The 17,423-nt window shown below is 72.1% G+C and carries 17 protein-coding genes; 10 read left to right on the top strand and 7 right to left on the bottom strand.

All coding sequences use genetic code 11. The features are described from left to right. The coding region (locus NON00_RS11240) for a glycosyltransferase (RefSeq protein ID WP_256020762.1) at positions 1 to 1,929 on the bottom strand (1,929 nt) is incomplete at its 3' end. Between the two features lie 86 nt (positions 1,930 to 2,015). Between NON00_RS11240 and NON00_RS11235 the strand changes: the two genes are divergently transcribed. After that, positions 2,016 to 3,353 carry a glycosyltransferase family 1 protein gene (locus NON00_RS11235; RefSeq protein WP_256020759.1) on the top strand — a complete coding sequence of 446 codons (1,338 nt, stop codon included), beginning with the start codon at positions 2,016 to 2,018 and terminating at the stop codon, positions 3,351 to 3,353. A gap of 147 nt (positions 3,354 to 3,500) precedes the next feature. Here NON00_RS11235 and NON00_RS11230 read toward each other — a convergent pair whose 3' ends face one another. Together NON00_RS11230 and ribA are read right to left on the bottom strand one after the other, a co-directional pair. Continuing rightward, on the bottom strand, positions 3,501 to 4,007 hold the full coding sequence (locus NON00_RS11230) for a L,D-transpeptidase (RefSeq protein WP_370688704.1): 507 nt from the start codon (positions 4,005 to 4,007) through the stop codon (positions 3,501 to 3,503). A 5-nt stretch (positions 4,008 to 4,012) separates the two neighbouring features. After that, a complete protein-coding gene (gene ribA, locus NON00_RS11225) occupies positions 4,013 to 5,224 on the bottom strand; it encodes a GTP cyclohydrolase II (RefSeq protein ID WP_256020757.1) in 1,212 nt (403 codons plus the stop codon). Positions 5,225 to 5,482: 258 nt separating this feature from the next. Between ribA and NON00_RS11220 the strand changes: the two genes are divergently transcribed. The 3 genes from NON00_RS11220 (at position 5,483) to NON00_RS11210 (ending at position 8,341) form a co-directional block, all read left to right on the top strand. Continuing rightward, positions 5,483 to 6,202, top strand: a complete 720-nt coding sequence (locus NON00_RS11220; protein WP_256020754.1) for a response regulator transcription factor — start codon at positions 5,483 to 5,485, stop codon at positions 6,200 to 6,202. Positions 6,203 to 6,596: 394 nt separating this feature from the next. Beyond that, the gene (locus NON00_RS11215; RefSeq protein ID WP_256020752.1) at positions 6,597 to 7,832 is read left to right on the top strand and encodes an argininosuccinate synthase; all 1,236 of its coding nucleotides are present in this window, start codon (positions 6,597 to 6,599) and stop codon (positions 7,830 to 7,832) included. Positions 7,833 to 8,038: 206 nt separating this feature from the next. After that, positions 8,039 to 8,341, top strand: a complete 303-nt coding sequence (locus NON00_RS11210) for a hypothetical protein (RefSeq protein ID WP_256020751.1) — start codon at positions 8,039 to 8,041, stop codon at positions 8,339 to 8,341. Positions 8,342 to 8,432: 91 nt separating this feature from the next. Here the strand turns inward: NON00_RS11210 and NON00_RS11205 are convergent, their stop codons facing one another. Further along, positions 8,433 to 8,861, bottom strand: a complete 429-nt coding sequence (locus NON00_RS11205) for a DoxX family protein (RefSeq protein ID WP_256020750.1) — start codon at positions 8,859 to 8,861, stop codon at positions 8,433 to 8,435. A 116-nt stretch (positions 8,862 to 8,977) separates the two neighbouring features. Here NON00_RS11205 and NON00_RS11200 point away from each other — a divergent pair, with 116 nt between their 5' ends. Beyond that, positions 8,978 to 9,946, top strand: coding sequence for a LysR family transcriptional regulator (locus NON00_RS11200; RefSeq protein WP_256020749.1), 969 nt, complete (start codon positions 8,978 to 8,980; stop codon positions 9,944 to 9,946). A 78-nt stretch (positions 9,947 to 10,024) separates the two neighbouring features. Here NON00_RS11200 and htpX read toward each other — a convergent pair whose 3' ends face one another. Further along, positions 10,025 to 10,954, bottom strand: a complete 930-nt coding sequence (gene htpX, locus NON00_RS11195; protein ID WP_256020748.1) for a zinc metalloprotease HtpX — start codon at positions 10,952 to 10,954, stop codon at positions 10,025 to 10,027. 42 nt (positions 10,955 to 10,996) lie between these two features. Here htpX and NON00_RS11190 point away from each other — a divergent pair, with 42 nt between their 5' ends. Together NON00_RS11190 and NON00_RS11185 are read left to right on the top strand one after the other, a co-directional pair. Then, positions 10,997 to 11,203 carry a succinate dehydrogenase assembly factor 4 gene (locus tag NON00_RS11190; protein WP_256020747.1) on the top strand — a complete coding sequence of 69 codons (207 nt, stop codon included), beginning with the start codon at positions 10,997 to 10,999 and terminating at the stop codon, positions 11,201 to 11,203. A 308-nt stretch (positions 11,204 to 11,511) separates the two neighbouring features. Continuing rightward, entirely contained in the window at positions 11,512 to 13,605 is a 2,094-nt protein-coding gene (locus tag NON00_RS11185; RefSeq protein WP_256020746.1) for a TonB-dependent receptor, read from the top strand. A gap of 51 nt (positions 13,606 to 13,656) precedes the next feature. Here the strand turns inward: NON00_RS11185 and NON00_RS11180 are convergent, their stop codons facing one another. Both NON00_RS11180 and NON00_RS11175 read right to left on the bottom strand, forming a co-directional pair. Further along, a complete protein-coding gene (locus NON00_RS11180) occupies positions 13,657 to 14,115 on the bottom strand; it encodes a nucleoside deaminase (protein ID WP_256020745.1) in 459 nt (152 codons plus the stop codon). A 1-nt stretch (position 14,116) separates the two neighbouring features. Continuing rightward, on the bottom strand, positions 14,117 to 14,866 hold the full coding sequence (locus NON00_RS11175) for an SDR family NAD(P)-dependent oxidoreductase (RefSeq protein ID WP_256020744.1): 750 nt from the start codon (positions 14,864 to 14,866) through the stop codon (positions 14,117 to 14,119). Positions 14,867 to 15,032: 166 nt separating this feature from the next. Between NON00_RS11175 and NON00_RS11170 the strand changes: the two genes are divergently transcribed. Genes NON00_RS11170 through rsmD form a run of 3 tightly spaced genes read left to right on the top strand, consistent with a single transcriptional unit; the run spans position 15,033 to position 17,386 of the window. After that, on the top strand, positions 15,033 to 15,758 hold the full coding sequence (locus NON00_RS11170; protein WP_256020743.1) for a gamma-glutamyl-gamma-aminobutyrate hydrolase family protein: 726 nt from the start codon (positions 15,033 to 15,035) through the stop codon (positions 15,756 to 15,758). Further along, positions 15,755 to 16,792, top strand: coding sequence for a pseudouridine synthase (locus NON00_RS11165; RefSeq protein WP_256020742.1), 1,038 nt, complete (start codon positions 15,755 to 15,757; stop codon positions 16,790 to 16,792). Before NON00_RS11170 ends, NON00_RS11165 begins: the two co-directional genes overlap by 4 nt. 3 nt (positions 16,793 to 16,795) lie before the next feature. Continuing rightward, positions 16,796 to 17,386, top strand: a complete 591-nt coding sequence (rsmD, locus tag NON00_RS11160; RefSeq protein ID WP_256020740.1) for a 16S rRNA (guanine(966)-N(2))-methyltransferase RsmD — start codon at positions 16,796 to 16,798, stop codon at positions 17,384 to 17,386. Positions 17,387 to 17,423: the final 37 nt, after the last annotated feature.

Here is a 17,423-nt window from a genome sequence, read left to right as displayed (position 1 = left end):
CGGCAGCGCCACGCGCCGGGCCCCGGCGGGCGGCGCGCCCTCGCGCAGCGGCAGCAGGTCCGCCTCCACCGCCGCGCCCTCCGGGGCGCGCAGGCCGATCTGCACCTCCAGCGCCCCCTCCATCCCCGGCGGCAGTTCCAGGCAGAGCCGCGCCGGGCCGGGGCGCGTCCAGCAGCCCCAGGCTTCCAGCGGGTGCCAGCCCTCGCCATCGCGCAGCGCCTCGGCCAGGGCCATGGGCAGGCCGGGGGCCTCGCCCTCCAGCCGGGCCAGCGGGTGCGGCAGGCCGGGCGCCGGGCAGGGCGCAGGCGGCGGCGGCGCCGTGGCGGCCAACCGCGCCGCCTCGGTGAGGAAGCGATCCGCCACCGCCGCCCAGTCCCGCCCCGGCGGCCGGATGGCGGCCTCGGCGGCGGCGCGGAAGCCGGGCTCGGTGATCAGGCGGGTGAGCTGCGCCACCAGATCCGGCTCGCTGCCGGGGGCGAAGAACAGCGCGCCCCCCTCGCCCGCCTCGGTCAGCGCCGAATGGGCGGGCACCAGCGCCAGCCTGCCATGCGCCAGGCTCTCGGTGACGGGCAGGCCCCAGCCCTCATGATGGCTGTTGTAGAGGGTGAAGAGGCAGCCCTGGTACAGCGCTGCCAGCTGCGGGTCCGACACGTCGGAGAGCAGCCGCACCTTGCCGCGCAGGGCGGTGGAGGCCTCCAGCAGGCTCATCGCCGCCCCGGCCCGCCAGCCGGGGCGGCCGACGCAGACCAGCAGCGGCACCGCCGCCGCCCCCAGCCGGCGCAGCAGCGCCAGCCAGGCGTTGAACACCATCAGGTGGTTCTTCCGCCCCTCGATGGTGGAGACGAAGAGCACATAGGGCCGGCCGGCGGCGGCGATGGGGTGCGGCTCCGGCACCACGGCGCGCGGCGCGGCATCCAGCCGCAGCACGGCGGCGGGCGGCACCGGCAGGTCCGGCAGGTGGCGCGCCATCAGCGCCCGCATATCCTCCGCCGTGGCCTGCGAGACGGCCACCACCCCCTCCGCATGCAGCGGCAGGGCGGAGAACCAGCGGGCATAATCCTGCGTCACCCGCTCCGCGCAGTGCTCGGGCAGCAGCAGGGGGATGCAGTCATGCAGCAGCGGCACATGGCGCAGCCCGTCCCGCGCCCGCGCCGCGCGCAGGCAGGCCAGGTGGTCCGGCTGGCTCCAGCTGCCGCCGAGCGGCGCCAGCACCGCGCCGGGGGCGAAGCGCAGCGGCGGCGCGGCGGAGAGCACGCCCTCCAGCAGCAGGGCGGCGGCGCGCCACTCCGGGTCCTCCGCATCGGCGCCGCTGGTCATCAGGTGGTCGATGCGGGTGAAGAGCGCCACCGGCCAGTCCCGCCAGCCGCCACCGCCCATACCACCAGCGCCGGGCGGCATGGCGCAGAGGCGCGGCGGCACGGCACGGCCCAGCGCCGCGCGCACGAGGTCGAGCTGCACGCGCTGGATGCCCGAGGGCGCCCGCCGCCCGCCGCGCACCCAGGCGGCGAGGTCGCTGAGGTCGAGCACCACCCCGCCGGCGGGGGCGGTGACGCGCCCGGCCTCCTGCCGCATCAGGGCGGACCATTCCCGCCAGGGGTTCTGCGCCCCCGGCGCCAGCAGCACGGCGCGGGCATAGGCCTCGCGCGCCGCGTCCATCCGGCCGCGCAGCTTCTCGGCATGGCCGATCTGGAGGGGGATATCGGCATCGCGCGGGCGCTGCGCGGCGGCCTCGCGGTAGAGCGCCAGGGCGCCCTCGAGATCGCCCGCCTCCTTCAGGCAATGGCCCTGCTGCACGCGCATCCCGGCATCCTCGGGGCGCAGCGCCAGGAAGGCGCCATAGGCCGCCGCCGCCTCGCGCCAGAGGCGCTGGTCGCGCAGGCTGTCCGCCCGCCGCCGCAGCGCATCGGCATCCTGAACCGGCTCGCTCATCCCTGCTCCCCTCTTCGCGCCACGGATTGCGCCCTCCCGGCGATGTGCCCTTCGCCGCGCGGCACGGCTCCGCTAGGGTCGCGCCCATGCGGTCCCGAATCTATATCGACGGCTATAACCTCGCGCTCGACCAGGGCACAGGGGTGGCCACCTACGCGCGCAATCTGAGCTTCCGCCTGGGCGCCATGGGCGCCGAGGTGGGCGTGCTCTACGGCACGCGCGCCAGCCCCAGCCGGAACGAGCTGATCCGCGAGATCGCCTTCTTCGACAACCGGGTGGGCGATACCGGCAAGACGCTGCGCTGGCTGCGCATGTTCCGCCGCTCGCTGATGGGCCCCTTCGGCGAATACGCCACGCGCATCCCCGTCACCGGCAATGTGATCTCGACCACCTACGAGAACCGCATGCCGCATTTCGACCACCTGTGGAACGTCGAGAACCTTTTCAACCTCGCCCACAACAGCTTCAAGATCTACGGCCGCCAGATCTCGGTGCGGATGCCGCGCCCGCCGCATATCATGCACTGGACCTACCCGCTGCCGCTGCGCATCCCGGGGGCCAAGAACGTCTACTGCCTGCACGACCTCGTGCCGCTGCGCCTGCCCTACACCACCCTCGACAACAAGCGCCGCTATTTCCGCATGAACCGCCAGATCGTGCGCAAGGCGGACCACATCATCACCGTCTCCGAGGCCTCGCGGCGCGATATCATCAACCTGCTCGGCGCCGATCCGGAGAAGGTCACGAACACCTACCAGGCCGTCGACCTGCCGCGGAAATTCACCGACAAGCCCGAGGACGAGGCGCGCGACGAGATCCGCGGCAGCTTCGGGCTGGAGTGGAAGAAGTATTTCCTGTTCTTCGGCGCCATCGAGCCGAAGAAGAATGTCGGGCGGCTGATCGAGGCCTATCTCTCCTCCGGCACCGACCTGCCCCTCGTCCTCGTTGGCAAGAAGGCGTGGCAGAGCGACGAGGAGCTGAAGCTGCTCTTCGACGACCATATCCGCTACCAGGTGCAGGAAGGCAGCATCCTGCGCACCAAGCGGCGCATCATCATGCTGGACTACGCGCCCTTCCGGCTGCTCGTCTCGCTGGTGCGCGGCGCGCAGGCGGCCATCTTCCCCTCGCTCTACGAGGGCTTCGGCCTGCCGGCGCTGGAGGCGATGAAGCTCGGCACCCCGGTGCTGACCTCCAACACCTCCTCCCTGCCGGAAGTGGTGGGGGATGCCGCCATCACCGTCGATCCCTATGACGTGCGCGCCCTCACCGAGGCCATCCGCGCCCTGGATACCGACGCCGATCTGCGCAACTGGCTCTCCCTCGCCGGGCCGAAGCGCGCGGCGCTGTTCGGACCGGAAGCCTATGAGCGGCGGCTGGCCTCGGTCTATGCGCGGATGGGGGTGGATCTCAGCCAGCAGGGGTAAGCGCCAGGGGCTCCGCCCCTGGACCCAGCCGGGGGGACAGGGTCCCCCCATATTTTCCTTTGGGGGACCCCGCCATCAGTGGGCGCCAAACTGATGGCGGTGCAGGGGGCCCTGCCCCCTGCTGGGGGTCAAGGGGGCAAAGCCCCCTTATCCGACCAGGAACCCCGTGATGCCGCCGGCCAGCAGCGCCCGCAGATCGCGTGCCTCCAGGGCGATGCAGCCTTCCGTCGGCGCATAGCCCGGCCGGGCGAGGTGCAGGAAAATGGCGCTGCCCCGCCCGCGCACCACCGGCGCGTCGTTCCAGCCCAGCACGCCGATGATGTCGTAGACGTGATCCTCCCGCCACAGCCGCTCATGCCGCGCCGGGTGGGGCAGGCGGATGCGGGTGTTGTAGGCGGGGTGGGCGGGGTCGTCGCACCAGCCCTCCTCCGGCCCCAGCGGCTCCACCGGCACGGCGCAGGCCGGGGCGGCGCCGCGATCGGCGCGGTAGAGCACGCGGCGCAGCGGCAGCGGGCCGAGGGGGGTGGCGCCATCGCCCTCCTCCTTCTCCCGCCGCACCCCGCCCTTGCCGAGGGCACAGCGCCAGCGCTGGCCACGGAACTCCACCAGCCCCTCCGCGGGGCCGGTGGCCTGGACGCGCGCGAAACCCTCCACGCCGCTCAGCCCAGCAGGTGGCCGAAGCGCTCGGCCTTGGTCTCCAGGTATTTGTCGTTCACGCCATTGGCGTCGAACTGGTGCGCCTCCCGCCCCAGCACGTCGATGCCACAGGCGGACAGGCCCTCGATCTTGTCCGGGTTGTTGGTCAGCAGCCGGACGCGGGGAATGCCGAGGGCGCGCAGCATGGTGGCCGCCACCAGGAAGCCGCGCTCATCGGCGCCATAGCCCAGGGCGCGGTTGGCATCGAGCGTGTCCAGCCCCTGGTCCTGCAGGGTGTAGGCGCGCAGCTTGTTGACGAGGCCGATGCCGCGCCCCTCCTGCGCCAAATAGAGCAGCACGCCCGCGCCATCCTGCGCCATGCGGCGGATGGCGCCGCGCAGCTGCGGGCCGCAGTCGCAGCGCAGGCTGCCCAGCAGGTCGCCGGTGAAGCATTCGGAATGGGCGCGCACCAGCGGCGCCCCCCCCTGCTCCACCAGGGCCAGCGGGTCCCCCACCAGGATCGCCAGATGCTCGATGCCGCCATCCGCCGCGCGGAAGGCGACGATGCGGGCCTCCGGCGCATCCTCGAGCGGCACCCGCGCCTCGGCCACGCGGGTGAGGCTGGTGGCGGCGGCGGCCGGATAGGCCAGGATATCGGCGGCGGGAACGGAGAGCAGGCCCAGCCGCGCCGCCGCCCCCTCCTCCGCCGGGACGGCGACCAGGGCGGGCAGCAGCCGGCCCAGCTTGGCCAGGGCCAGCGCCGCCGGGGCCAGGGCCGGGGCCGCCACCAGTTCCGGGTGCTCAGGCAGCAGGCGCTCCGCCACCGGGTCGGCCAGGCGCTTCAGCGCGGTGGGCTCCAGCAGGGCGGGCGGCAGGCGCAGCGCGGTGACGCCCTCCTCCAGCCGGCGGGCCTCCGGCGCATGGGCATCGGCGCGCTGGATGGCGGCGGGAATGGGGCGCTGCAACACCGCCGCCGCGCGGATCGGCGCCAGCAGCAGGCAGGGCGCGGCATGGCCGGCGGCGGCCAGCTCCGCCAGCCCGCGCGCCCCCACCGTCTCGGCCGCCGCGACCAGCAGGGCACAGCGCGGGCCGGTGACCAGAACCGGGGTGCCACGCCGCAGATCGCTCGCCGCGCGGTGCACGGCGCGCAGCGCGAGCGCCGCCGCATCCGGCACCCTCGGGCCGATCTCCGCGTCATGCCGCAGGTCTGCCGCGGCATTTCCAGTGCTGGTCATCCGTGTCTGTTCCCTGGCGTCCGGGTGGTGCCGACCACGGCACAGCACGCCGTGGGCTCACATGTGGCACCGCGCGCCAACTTGCCAGCCCCCGTTCCGGAAGTGGTGAAAAATGAATCATTCGCGAGGCCTCACCCCCCGGGACTTGCCCCGCCCGGCCTCAGCGGTCACGATAGGGAACTGGTGGCCTTCAGGCCGCCCGGCCATTTCCGGGAGGCAGAATGCCATGGACCGTCTCTGGCTATGTCGGGAGATCACATGACCGGCCCGCGGCCGATCCTGATCGTGGATGATGATGACGCGCTGCGCGTCACCTTGTCCGAACAACTGGCGCTGGATGGAGAATTCGCGCCGCTCGAGGCTGCGACCGTCGGCGAGGCCACGTCGCAACTCCTCTCGGCCGATTCGCGCTGCGATGCCGTGCTGCTCGACGTCGGCCTGCCCGATGGCGATGGGCGCGAGCTTTGCGCCCGCCTGCGGCAGGAGGGGGTGAAGATCCCCATCATCATGCTGACCGGCGCCGATGGGGAACAGGACGTGGTGCGCGGCCTCGATGCCGGCGCCAATGACTATATCGCCAAGCCCTTCCGCATCGCCGAGCTGCTGGCCCGGCTGCGGGCGCAGCTGCGCGTCTTCGACAATTCCGAGGACGCCGTCTTCGTCATCGGGCCCTATACCTTCCGCCCCTCGGCCAAACTGCTGCTGGAGCCGGTGAAGAACCGCAAGATCCGCCTGACCGAGAAGGAAGCGGCGATCCTGAAGTTCCTCTACCGCGCCGGCGGCCGCCCCGTGGCGCGGCAGATCCTGCTGAACGAGGTGTGGGGCTACAACGCCGCCGTCACCACGCACACGCTGGAGACCCATATCTACCGGCTGCGGCAGAAGATCGAGCCCGATCCGACCAACGCCTCCCTCCTCCTCACCGAGGGCGGCGGCTACCGGCTCGACCCGCAGGCAGGGCGCGCCGCGGCGGCGTGATGGCTGGGGAGGCGCCGCCTCCCCAAACAAGCCTGTTGTTCCCTGGGGAGGCTCCGCCTCCCCAGACCAGGTTTCCTTTCCTGGGGAGGCTCCGCCTCCCCAGACCAGGTTTCGTTTCCTGGGGAGGCTCCGCCTCCCCAGACCCCTCGGCCGGGGTGGCAGGGCCACCCCATATTTTCCTCTGGGGGACCCCGCCTTCAGTCAGGCTCCTCAGCACGGCAGGGCAAAAACGCCCCGCTTTCGTGCAGCACCCGCCGTTTCGGCCATGACCGGAAGCCGAAAGAAACTTGTCAGGAATGGGGGGTGGGGGCATGTTCCCGGCGCTTTTGCCCGGCTGCCGCGCCCTCAGAATGCCCTGCGCGGTGGCCGCTCTCCGTCTCAAGGACCTCGACTCATGCGCGTGAAGGACGTGAAGAAGGTGGTGCTGGCCTATTCGGGCGGCCTCGACACCTCCGTCATCCTGAAGTGGCTGCAGACCACCTATCAGTGCGAGGTGGTGACCTTCACCGCCGATCTCGGCCAGGGCGAGGAGCTGGGCCCGGCCCGCGACAAGGCGCTGCTGCTCGGCATCAAGCCGGAGAACATCTTCATTGACGACCTGCGCGAGGAATTCACGCGCGATTTCGTCTTCCCGATGTTCCGCGCCAATGCCCTGTATGAGGGCTGCTACCTGCTCGGCACCTCGATCGCCCGGCCGCTGATCTCCAAGCGCCAGATCGAGATCGCGGAGCAGGTCGGCGCCGATGCGGTGGCGCATGGCGCGACGGGCAAGGGCAATGACCAGGTCCGCTTCGAGCTGAGCTACTACTCGCTGAAGCCGGATGTGAAGGTGATCGCGCCCTGGCGCGAATGGGACCTGACCAGCCGCACCAAGCTGCTGGAATTCGCCGAGGCGAACCAGATCCCCATCGCCAAGGACAAGCGCGGCGAGGCCCCCTTCTCGGTGGACGCCAACCTGCTGCACTCCTCTTCCGAGGGGAAGATCCTGGAGGAGCCGGGCGACGAGCCGCCCGAGCTGGTGTGGCAGCGCACCATCCGCCCGGAGGATGCCCCGGACGTCGCCACCGAGATCACCATCGAGTTCGAGCGCGGCGATGCCGTGGCGATCAATGGCGAGCGCCTCTCCCCGGCGGCGCTGCTGACCAAGCTGAACGCCCTGGGCAAGGCGAACGGCATTGGCCGCCTGGATCTGGTGGAGAACCGCTTCGTCGGCATGAAGTCGCGCGGCTGCTACGAGACGCCGGGCGGCACCATCCTCTATGTGGCGCACCGCGCCATTGAGAGCATCACGCTGGACCGAGAGGTGGCGCACCTCAAGGACAGCCTGATGCCGCGCTATGCCGAGCTGATCTATAACGGCTTCTGGTTCGCCCCCGAGCGCCGCATGATCCAGGCGATGGTCGATGAGAGCCAGAAGAGCGTCAGCGGCACGGTCCGGCTGAAGCTCTACAAGGGCAACACGATCGTCACCGGCCGCACCTCGCCGAACAGCCTCTACTCCATGAAGCACGTGACCTTCGAGGAGGACCAGGGCGCCTACGACCAGTTCGATGCCCAGGGCTTCATCAAGCTGAACGCGCTGCGCCTGCGCCTTGGCGCCATGGCCGGCCGCCGCGGCGGCGAGCTGTAATTTCCAGCTGGCGTCCCGCCTCCAACCGGAAGCGGGACGCCAGACTGAAAAAAGTTTTTTGGTTCTTTTTTCCAAAAAAGAACCCTTCCCTCCTCCCTTTGTCTTCCCCCCGTGTTTTCACGTGAAACCGGGAGTTTGCCGCTGCGTTCTCCTCCCCAGCCCGGCGCGGATGCGCCTGGCCTTGGACCTGAGAAGGAGAAGGCAAGATGGCCCGCATTCCCCTGACTCTCGCCGCTGCCACCCTGGCGCTGACGGCTGGCGTGGCACAGGCGCAGATGGCGGCCCCGATGGCGCCGCCCCGCGCGGCGGACAGTGCCGCGACCTATGGCATGCCCGGCATGGCGCCCGGCGCCACCCCCGTGATCACGCCCCCGGCGGCCCCCGCCCCGGCGCAGCCCTTCGCCAATGTCACCCTGCCGCCGCAGCAGGGCGTGGGTGATGGCGCCTATAATGGCGGCGGCGTGGTGCTGGAGTATCTGCCGGACGGCACCACCCGCGTCGTCCAGTGAGGCGGGGAGCCGGCAAGGCAGGCACGAAAAAAGGGGGGCTCGCGCCCCCCTTTCCCGTTTTCTCCCCCGCTCCGGCGGAGCGGGGCGCCGTTCAGGCGGCGACCGGCTTGGCGCGGCCGAGGAAGCGGTTCAGGTCCACCGCATGGGCGCCGGCGCCGAGGCCCGCCTGCACCAGCATCGCCACGATCCAGAACACCGGGAACTCCCAGCCGCCGCCCTTGGCGCTGAACACCCAGCCATTGCCGGTGTGCTGGAGGGCCGCGCCGATCAGGATCGGCAGGGTCAGCAGGGAGACCAGGCGCGTCCAGATGCCGAGCACCAGGGCCACACCCGCCGCCGTCTCGGCGATGGCGACAATGGCGCCAAAGACCGGCGGGTAGCCCAGGCTGCCGAAAAAGCCCATCGTGCCGGGCAGGCCGAAGGTCATGATCTTCATCAGGAAGCCATGGGCCAGGAACATCACGCCCAGGCTGACGCGCAGCAGCAGGGTGGCGTAGGGGATCAGGCGATCATTGTTCATCGTCGGGGTTCTTTCCGTGGAAGGGTGCGGCCGTGTGCCGCCGTTGCCCCTGATCTAGCCCTTTCCCCCTGCGGGCTTCCAAGCGCGAGCGTGAACGTCCATCATTGGCCGCATCAATGGCAGACCTCTCCTCCTTCGACCTGAACCTGCTGCGGGTCTTCGACGCGGTGGCGCGCGAGCGCCATGTGACGCGCGCCGCGCAGCTGCTGAACCTGTCGCAGCCCGCCGTCTCCAACGCCCTCTCCCGCCTGCGCGTGGCGCTGAAGGACGAGCTGTTCCTGCGCCGCCCCGGCGGGGTGGAGCCGACGGAACTGGCCCTCTCCCTCACCGGCCCGGTGGCGGAGGTGCTGGACCGCCTGCGCGACACCCTGGCCGTCCACGCCCCCTTCGACCCCGCCACGGCCGAGCGCGTCTTCCCCGTCGGCCTCTCCGAATATGCCGAGGCGGTGCTGATGCCGCCGCTGATGGAACAGCTCGCGCGCGAGGCGCCGGGCTGCCTCGTCAGCGTCCGCCATGCCGACCGGGTGAACGCGCTCCAGATGCTGGAGGCGGATGCGGTGCAGCTGGTGGTGGGCATGCTGCCGGAGCCGCCGGCGCTCTATACCCGGCTGCGCCTGCTGCCCGAGGCTTTCCTCACGCTGATGCGCCCCGGCCACCCCCTGGCCGAGGGCGAGATGACGCTGGAGCGCTTCACCGCCTGGCCGCATCTGCTGCATTCGCCCAATGGCTCGCGCGATGGGGCGCTGGACCAGCCGCTGCGCGAGGCCGGGCATCCGCGCCGGCTGGCGGCGGTGGTGGCGCATCTCTCCGCCGTGCCCGGTATCCTGAAGCGGACGGATATGGTGATGACCCTCTCCGCCCGGCTGGCTCAGCAGCTGGCGGAAGCGCATGGGCTGGCCCTGCGGCCCTGCCCGGTGGCGGTGCCGCATACCCGCCTCTCGATGATCTTCCCGCGCCGCTTCGAGGCGGATCAGGGCCATGCCTGGCTGCGGCGGCTCATGCTCTCCGTGGCGCGCGAGGCCACGCCGCAGGCACAATGCGAGTCGCTGCGGGCCATGGGGGCGCTGCCGCCGGCCGCGGACTGATCAGAAGTCTCTGGGGAGGCTCCGCCTCCCCAGACCCCTCCGCCGGGGGGACAGGGTCCCCCCGGACCCCGCCTTCTGTCAGCCCCAGGGGCCGCGATTCTGGCGCCAGGGGCCCTGGCCGGACGGGGGAACAGAGCCGCCACGGCGCGGTGGGGCGGCGGTCTGGCCGGCCAGTTGCAGCAGCGCGGCCACCCGGTTCTCGGTGCTCGGGTGGGTGGAGAAGAGATTGTCCATCCGCAGCCCGGCCAGCGGGTTGATGATGAACAGATGCGCCGTCGCCGGGTTGGCCTCCGCCGCGTGGTTGAGGAAGGCACCCCGGCCCTGCTCCAGCCGCCGCAGGGCCTGGGCGAGGCCCAGCGGATTGCCGCTGATCTCCGCCCCCGTGCGGTCCGCCTCGTATTCACGGGCACGGCTGATGGCCATCTGCACCACCATCGCCGCCAGCGGCGCCAGGATCATCAGCAGCAGCGAGGCCACCGGCCCCGGCCCGCGCTCCTCCCGCCCGCGCAGCCCGCCGAACAGGAAGCCGAACTGCGCCAGCATGCCAATGGCGCCGGCCAGGCAGGCCGTCACCGTCATGATCAGCGTGTCGCGGTTGCGGATATGCGCCAGCTCATGGGCAAGGACGCCCTCCACCTCCTCGGGCGGCATGCGCGCCAGCAGGCCGGTATTCACCGCCACCGCCGCGTTCTCCGGGTTGCGCCCGGTGGCGAAGGCGTTCGGCTGGTCCTCATGGATCAGGTAGAGCGCCGGCATCGGCAGCCCCGCCCGCTGCGCCAGCCGCGCCGTCATGGCGTAAAGCTCCGGCGCCTCCTGCGGGCCGACAGGCTGGGCATTGTGCAGGCGCAGCACCATCCGGTCGCTGCCCCACCAGGCAAAGAGATTGGTGGCGCAGGCGATGCCGAAGGCCAGCACCATGCCGCCCCGCCCCCCCAGCGCGCCGCCCACCGCGACGAAGAGGGCGGTCATGGCGGCCAGCAGCAGCGTCGTGCGCAGAAATCCGTTCATGGCCTCTTCCCGTTAGCACCCCTCCCCCCCCAGATGGGGGGCATGACGAAGCCAGAACAAGAGGCCACCCCCACGGCCGCCTCCACCCCCGCTGAAGCCTCCGCTGAAGCCGGAACCGAACCCACCCCCGCCGCCCCGGCGGAGAAGGCCCCCAGGCCCACCCTCCCGCCCGAGATCGGCGGCCCCGCCGGGCCGGAGCCAACCCGCTTCGGCGACTGGGAACGCAAGGGACGCGTCAGCGATTTCTGACCCCCACCCCGCCGGGGCCGACCCCGACTCGGGCAGCCCCCACTCGGGCGGCCCCGGCGGCGACCGTTTCGATCAAAAGCGGAACGGAATTGTGGCCCCCCGCACCACGCCACCCCAAAATCCTGTGGCCAGCCGCGTCGGCGATTCGTTCGCACGACTCGGATCAGCGGCTTGATTCATCAGCATTTGCTGAAAAAGCCGTTCGCCCTTTGTTTGGATGGCCTCCCCGGCCTCCCGCGCCCTGGCATCAGGCCCTGGTCAGAGCTCAATTTTGAAATACTATAACGTATCAATTTGAGATCCGACCGATGCCCCGCACCTTCCGCATGGCCCTGCTCGCCACGGCCGCGACCCTGCCCGGCCTGCCCCTCGCGGCCCAGGACCTGGCCCTTCCCCCTGTCTCCGTGACCGCCAGCCCGGTGCAGAGCGGCCAGGCGGGCAGCTTCGTGCCGCTGACGACGCTGGACCAGCCGGCCCTCGCCCAGTCCGGCGCCCGCAGCATCGCCGAGGCGCTGGAGAATGAGCCCGGCCTCGCCGCCACCAGCTTCGCCCCCGGCGCCAGCCGGCCCATCATCCGCGGCCTCGACAATTTCCGCGTCCGCCTGCAGGAGAATGGCTTCGCCGCCGGCGATGTCTCCGCCTATGGCGAGGATCATGCCCCGCCCCTCGACCCGCTGGCGGCCGAGCGCATCGAGGTCATCCGTGGCCCGGCCTCCCTGCGCTGGGGCTCGCAGGCGATTGGCGGCGTGGTGAACCTCCTCAACAACCGCATCCCGACGGAACTGCCGGACAGGGCGGCCCAGGGCCGCGTCACCGGCGGCTGGAGCAGCGGCAGCCGGGGCTGGGATGGCGCCGCCAGCGGCGAGACGCGCGCCGGCAACTGGGTGGTCCATGGCGACGTCTCCAGCCGCCGCGACCATGATTACGGCCTGCCCGGCGGCGGCAGCCAGGCCAACAGCTTCGTGCGCACCGACAGCCAGGCCCTCGGCCTCAGCTATATTGGCGAACAGGGCTTCATCGGCGGCGCCGTCTCCCATATGCGCAGCCTCTACGGCATCCCGGGCGGGGAGGAGGCGCAGCTCGGCACCCGCATCGACATGGAGCAGATCCGCTGGTCCAGCCGCGGCCTCTACCGGCCGGAGGCCGGCCCCTTCCAGAGCCTGGCCTACTGGTTCGGCCTCACCCGCTACCAGCACCAGGAAATCGGCCTGGAGCATGCCGACGCGGCGGGGGGTGACGAAACGGCGGGGGGCGCCGTGGTGCATGGCGGCTTCCGCAACCAGAGCTGGGATGGCCGCATCGAGGCACAGCACCGCCCGCTGGCCAGCCCGCTCGGCCTGCTCGATGGCACGCTGGGCCTGTCCTTCGAGCATGAGCGCCTGCGCACGACGGGCGAATTCCTGGAATTCCTGCCGCCGGCCACCACCCGCCGCGCCGCCGCCTATCTTTTCGAGGAGCTGGCCCTCACCCCGACCCTGCGCCTGCAGGCCGCGGCGCGGGTCGAGGCCGTGCGGATCACGGGCGCGACCGCCGCCTTCCCCGGCGGCTTCCTGCCGGCCGATGGCGCGGAGGAACTGACCAACACCGCCCGCCAGCGCGATTTCCTGCCGGTCAGCGCCAGCCTCGGCCTGTTGCGGGACCTGCCCTGGGCCATGCAGGCGCGGCTGACCGGCCAGTATGTGGAACGCGCGCCCAGCGCCGCCGAACTGTTCTCACGCGGGGCGCATGACGCCACCGGCACCTTCGACATCGGCGCCCCGGGGCTGAGCAAGGAATCGGCCGTCACGCTGGAGGCCGGCCTGTCCCGCCAGGCGGGCGGCTTCCGCTTCGACACCAGCGCCTTCGCCTCGCGCTTCGACGGCTTCATCTACCACGCCCTGACGGGGAATAGCTGCGGCGAGGACTTCGCCTCCTGCGCCGCCGGGACGGAGGGGGAATTCCTCCAGACCGTCTATGGCCAGCGCGATGCCCGCTTCTACGGGCTGGAGGCGAAGATGGAGCAGGACCTGCTGCGCCTCGGCGAAGGCCAGTTCGGCATCCGCGGGCGCTATGACATGGTGCGCGCCCGCTTCAGTGGCGGCGGCAACCTGCCGCGCATCCCCCCCCAGCGCCTGGGCGGTGGTGTCTTCTGGCGTGGCGAGGCCTGGGGCATGGGGCTCGACTACCTCCACGCCTTCGACCAGAACCGCACCGGCGCCAATGAAACCGCGACCAAGGGGTATGAGCTGCTGAACGCGCGCCTGGCCTATACCCTGCCGCTGGACAGCGACCGCGTGCTGACCCTCGCCCTCGCCGGCAACAACCTGCTGGACCGGGATATGCGCAACGCCGCCTCGTTCAAGAAGGATGAGGTGCTGCTGCCGGGGCGCACGCTGCGCGTCACCGCCTCGCTGACGTTCTGAACCGGGCCCAGGGGGCGCCGCCCCCTGCCCCCCCCGCCCTCAGCGCAGGCCTCAGCGCAGGCCGGCGAAGAAGGCGCGCAGCAGGCCCGCGCATTCGCTCTCCCGCACGCCGCCGACCACCTCGGGGGCGTGGTGGCAGGAGGAGGCGGCGTAGATGCGCGCGCCATGGTCCACGCCGCCGCCCTTGGGGTCGTAGGCGCCGAAGACGACGCGCCGCACCCGGAAGAAGCTGGCCGCCTGGGCGCACATCGGGCAGGGCTCCAGCGTCACCGTCAGGGTGCAGCCGGGCAGGCGGGGCGAGCCGAGCGCGGCGGCGGCCTGGCGCAGGGCCAGGATCTCCGCATGGGCGCTGGCGTCGTGGTCCTGCTCCACCCGGTTGCCGGCGCGGCCCAGCACGCGGCCGGCGGCATCCGTCACCACCGCGCCCACCGGCACCTCGCCCCGCGCGGCGGCGGCGCGCGCCTCCTCCAGGGCGATCTCGATGGGGCTCACGGCGGCGTTGGGGCCCATCTCAGGAACCGAGCAGCTGGCCGCCATCCACCACGATGCCCTGCCCCGTCACCCAGCGCGCCCGGCGCGAGGCCAGGAACAGCACCACATCCGCCACCTCCTCCGGCGTGCCGAGGCGGCCGAAGGGGATCTGTTTCAGCGTGGCGTCATAGAGGGCGGGGTCGCTGGTGCGGCGCCGCTCCCAGCTGCCGCCGGGGAATTCGATGGAGCCGGGGGCCACGGCGTTCACGCGGAGGCCCTTGCCCGCCCAGGTCTTCGCCTGGCTGGCGGTGTAGTGCAGCACCGCCGCCTTGATGGCGCCGTAGGGCGCGGCGCGGCTGGAGGCGCGCATCGCCGAGATGGAGGAAACATTGACGATGCTGCCCCCCTCCGCCTGTTCCAGCCAGGGCAGCGCGGCCTGGGAGGCGCGGACGATGGCCATCATGTCCACGCTGAAGGAGGCGGCCCAGCCTTCCTCATCATCCGTGGCGCCGAAGCCGGAGGCGTTGTTCACCAGCACATCGATGCCGCCCAGCGCCGCGGCCGCCTGGGGGATGAAGGCGGCGATGTCCTCCGCCCGCGCCAGATCGCAGCCCCCGGCGAAGACCGGCACGCCGAGGGCCGCGATCTCCGCCCGCGTGGCCTCCAGCGCCGTGGCGCTGCGGGCGCAGAGCGCCACGCTCGCCCCCTCGGCCGCGAAGCCCAGCGCGATGCTGCGCCCGATCCCGCGGCTCCCCCCCATGACGACGACGCGCCTGCCCTTGAATTCCATCTGCTGGCCTCCTGCCTCCGCGGCAGATCAGCCCACCCCTTGCCCCCCGGCAAGCCCCCCTGAAGGCGGGGTCCGGGGGAACCCTGTTCCCCCGGCGGGGGGTTCGGGGGGCGGAGCCCCCCGTTTTCCATTGTGTCCGCTTTCCCTGGGCGTTAGGCACGCGCGCATGCGCACCCTCCCCCTGATTGGCCTGACCCTGGATGCGGAGCAGCCGGGCGGCTACTCCAAGCTCCCCTGGTATGCCCTGCGGCAGAATTATTTTGACAGTGTCGCCCGCGCGGGTGGCCTGCCCATCGCGCTGCCGCACCTGCCGGAGCAGGCCGAGCGCTACCTGGACGAGATTGACGGCCTTCTGGTGACGGGCGGCGCCTTTGACGTGGACCCCTCCCTCTATGGCGGCGGCCCGAAGCACGACACGGTCGTGCTGAAGGAGGGCCGCACCGCCTTTGAACTGGCGATGATGCGCGGCGCCCTGGCGCGGGACCTGCCCGTGCTCGGCATCTGCGGTGGCGAGCAGCTTCTGGCCGTGGTGCTGGGCGGCACGCTGATCCAGCACATCCCGGACAGTGTGCCGGCGGCGCTGGCGCATGAGCAGCCCAACCCGCGCACCGAGCCGGGGCATGAGGTGGCGATCACCGCGGGCACGCTGCTCGCCCGCGTGGTGGGCGCGCCGCGCATGGCGGTGAACTCGGCGCATCACCAGGCGGTGGAGCGGCCGGGGCCGGGCTGCATCGTCAACGCCCTGGCGCCGGATGGGGTGATCGAGGGCATCGAATCCACCACCCACCGCTTCGCCCTGGGCGTGCAGTGGCACCCCGAATACGCGGTGGACGCGGCGGACCAGACGATCCTCGACGCCTTCGTCACCGCCTGCCGGGAGCGCCGCGCATGAGCGAGGAGCAGGATGGCCCGAAGGGCGAGCGCATCGCCAAGTGGCTGGCCCGTGCCGGCGTGGCCAGCCGCCGCGACGCGGAGAAGCTGATCGCCGAGGGGCAGGTGGCGGTGAATGGCCGGGTGCTCGACAGCCCGGCCAGCTTCGTTCAGCCGGGGGACAGCATCAGCGTCGCCGGCAAGAAGGTGTCGGAGCCGGATCGCACGCGGCTCTTCCGCTACCACAAGCCGCCCGGCCTCGTGACCACGCACAAGGACCCGGAGGGCCGCCGCACCGTCTTCGAGGAATTGCCGGCGGGCCTGCCGCGCCTCGTCTCCGTCGGCCGGCTGGACCTCAATTCCGAGGGGCTGCTGCTGCTGACCAATGACGGCGCGCTCAGCCGCAAGCTGGAACTGCCGGACAATGCCTGGACGCGCCGCTACCGCGCCCGCGTGCATGGCCGGGTGGATGAGAAGGCCCTGGCCGCCCTCGCCCACGGCATCACGGTGGAGGGCGTGGCCTATGGCCCCATCCAGGCCGGGCTGGACTCCCGCCAGGGCACCAATGCCTGGCTGACCGTCTCGCTCAGCGAGGGCAAGAACCGCGAGGTGCGCCGCGTCCTCCAGCATCTCGGCCTGACGGTGACGCGGCTGATCCGCACCGCCTATGGCCCCTTCCAGCTGGGCGACCTGCCGCGCGGCGCGGTGGAGGAGGTGAACGCCAAGGTGCTGCGCGAGCAGCTCGGGCTGGACGCGCCGCCGCGCATCAAGCGGGGCGTGGAACTGGCCGCCGAGGCCCGCGCCGCGCGCGAGGCCACAGAGGCGCGCTCCGCGCGGGAAGCCGCCGGGGAAGCCTCCCAGGGAGCCGCCGGGAAGGCGGCCGGGGGGGCGCCGAAGCCCGAGGCCGTGCAGCGCAGCCGCCCCGCCCGCCCGCCGCGCGCGCGCAACGCCACGGAGAAGCTGCGCCGCCCCTGGGGCGCCGTGGCCCAGGGCCCGGATGCGGACCAGCCGGAAGGCCCCGGCCGGCGCGGCGGCCGCAAGCCCCGCAAGGGCTGAGCCATGCGGATCATCGCCGGGCGGCATCGCGGGCGGCCGCTCCAGGCCCCCGCCGGCGCCGCCACCCGCCCCACGGCGGACCGCGTGCGCCAGGCGCTGTTCGACATGCTGTGGCACGCGCCCTGGGCCGGGCGTGGGCGGATCGAGGGGGTGGCGGTGCTCGATGCCTTCGCCGGCACCGGGGCGCTGGGGCTGGAGGCACTCTCGCGCGGCGCCGCCTCGGCCAGCTTCATCGAGCAGGACCGCACGGCGCTGGCCATCCTGCGCGCCAATATCGCCGCCTGCCGGGAAGAAGGCGCCGCCCGCGTCATCGCCGGGGATGCCACACGGCCGCCACGGGCGGGGGCGGCCTGCGGGCTGGTTTTTCTCGATCCGCCCTATGGGAAGGATCTGGTGCCCAAGGCCGTCGCGGCGCTGGCGGCGGCGGGGTGGATCGCCCCCGGGGCGCTGCTGATCGCGGAGACGGGGCGGGAGGAAAGCCTGGAATTGGAGGGGTTTGAGAAGACCCATCTGCGCGAGCACGGCGCGGCGGCGCTACACTGCTTCCGCCGCCAGGGGGGCGCCGCCCCCCTGGACCCCCCGCCGGGGGGATAGGATCCCCCCGGACCCCGCCGAACCTTCGGCCCGCGGC

It is taken from the genome of Roseomonas sp. GC11, from assembly GCF_024437745.1.
Classification (GTDB): Bacteria; Pseudomonadota; Alphaproteobacteria; order Acetobacterales; family Acetobacteraceae; genus Pseudoroseomonas.
The sequence above is the reverse complement of the archived record's forward strand: the minus strand, read 5'-3'. Positions and strand labels throughout refer to the sequence as shown.